Source organism: Streptomyces sp. NPDC021562 (genome assembly GCF_040640875.1).
In the GTDB taxonomy this organism is placed as follows: Bacteria; Actinomycetota; Actinomycetes; order Streptomycetales; family Streptomycetaceae; genus Streptomyces.
Window position 1 is genome coordinate 1 of the sequence record NZ_JBFACN010000079.1, and the last position, 1,795, is coordinate 1,795.

A 1,795-nucleotide genomic window follows, 5' to 3' on the forward strand; every position below is an offset into this window, starting at 1 on the left:
AAAATCCATATCTCTACTGCATTTTACTGGAGGCATAAAATCCTTTTCGCCCTGCGTTCAATTGGATATCAAATGTTGAAAGGGATTATCGAAAGCGACGAAACCTTTTTTAAAGAGTCTCTAAAGGGGAGGAGAACTTTGGACAGGGAACCTAAGAAACGTGGAGGTAGAGATAAAAAGAGAGGTATTAGTAATCTTAAAATTGCTGTTGTGGTCGCTCAGGACCGAAGTGGGCAGGTCATTGCTCAGAAGGCTGGAACTGGTCGAGTAAGAGCTGAAGAAATTGACGCGGTTATTGGAAGTTATATTGACCCGTCTTCTTTGTTGTGCACAGATACAGCTACCAACTACAAAAAATTCGCTCTTATCAAGTCACTAAAACACGAACCCATCAATCTGAGCAAAGAGGGATATGTCAAAAAAGGCATCTACCACTTGCAGAACGTGAACAACTACCATAAACGATTAAAGGGGTGGATGGATAGATTTCAAGGAGTGGCTACAAAATATTTGGATAATTACCTTTATTGGTTCAGCTTCCTTCAACAAAGCAAGAAGTTGGCTGAAAAAGAACAGATAAACCAAATGCTCCTCAGTTCTTGTCAAAACTCAAATAATATAACTGTGAATTTCTTACGAGAGATATAGAAAAGCCATTCTGTTAAGGAACGGCTTTAATTGTTATTCATTTAAGGAATTCTGAGACAACATTTTTCTAATTATTCTTATTTGACCTCTATGGTTAATTTCATCTTCAAATACGTGAAACCAAATAAAATAGTTGTTAGATTGGTGGTTATCCCATATTCTGTTTTCGTACAACCAAACATCATCTAGATTAGCGAATTCTTTAAAAGTTCTATTTCTAACTTCTTCTAGTTTGGCTATATAAAACTCTAAGGGATGTCCTTTGATATGTGTCCTGCCTTTATCTCCAAGACTGTATGGTGCACCCCATTCTTCCATTTCTTGTCCGTTCGGTTTCCGACCATCAAAAATCTCTATTTGAAACCCCTTTTCAACAGCAGCCATATGCAATAAAAGGGCACCGATACTATTACTATCCTTGCTCGGTAAATAGTCTAATTCGGCAGTCGTTAAGCCATTTACGGCTTCTAAAGTCGTTTTTCTAGCATAGTTCATTTGCGAGACAAGATGACCTATTTGGGAGCTAAATCCATCTAATTTTTCAATCTTAAATTCCATAGAACTTGCACCTCATTTACTCGGATAGAAATCTGGATATCTTTTATAACAATAATACCATAAAAAGTAAATTTTATCCTTGTCTTTATTGAAAGCAACAATTCTTACGAAAAGAGCCTTATAGAAAGATTGGTGATATGTATATGAAGGAGAACAAGGTGGATAGAAGGATAATCAAATCACAGGAAGCTATCAAAAATGCTTTTATTGCATTGATGACTGAAAAAGCTATTGATGAAATTACGATCCAAGATATTGCCGATAAAGCAAATGTTGGCAGGAGAACAGTTTATCTGCATTATTTAGATAAATATGATTTACTCGAAAAGCTGATTGAAGGACATATCGGCGAATTAAGAAAACTATGCGAATCAGCATCAGAATTGAGCTTTGCAGAAGGAAATCTTATGTGGTTTGAATACTTTGAACGTCATTCCTCCTTTTTTTCGGCTATGTTTGCAAGTAAAGGGGCACCGGTTTTTCGCAGTCAATTTATAAAGTTTGTGATGGAAGAGCTAGAAGCTGAAGTGGATGTAGATAATGGTCAGAATCAGGGGTTAAGTAAGGATTTAATCCTTAAATTTTTTGC

The 1,795-nt window shown here is 36.3% G+C and carries 3 protein-coding genes; 2 read left to right on the forward strand and 1 reads right to left on the reverse strand.

The features are described from left to right. Positions 1–648: IS1595 family transposase (locus tag AB0G52_RS40915; RefSeq protein ID WP_361344348.1), on the forward strand; the 648-nt coding region annotated here is incomplete at its 5' end. A gap of 33 nt (positions 649–681) precedes the next feature. Here AB0G52_RS40915 and AB0G52_RS40920 read toward each other — a convergent pair. After that, positions 682–1,206: a DinB family protein gene (locus AB0G52_RS40920; protein WP_127739871.1), complete on the reverse strand. Its 525-nt coding sequence runs from the start codon at positions 1,204–1,206 to the stop codon at positions 682–684. 158 nt (positions 1,207–1,364) lie between these two features. On the opposite strand from AB0G52_RS40920, the gene AB0G52_RS40925 reads away from it, so the two are divergent. Next, the coding region (locus AB0G52_RS40925) for a TetR/AcrR family transcriptional regulator (RefSeq protein WP_361344351.1) at positions 1,365–1,795 on the forward strand (431 nt) is incomplete at its 3' end.

Excerpts from the sequence above, each read along its gene's own strand:
- AB0G52_RS40920 (WP_127739871.1), bottom strand. The coding sequence starts at position 1,206 with ATGGAATTTAAGATTGAAAAATTAGATGGATTTAGCTCCCAAATAGGT.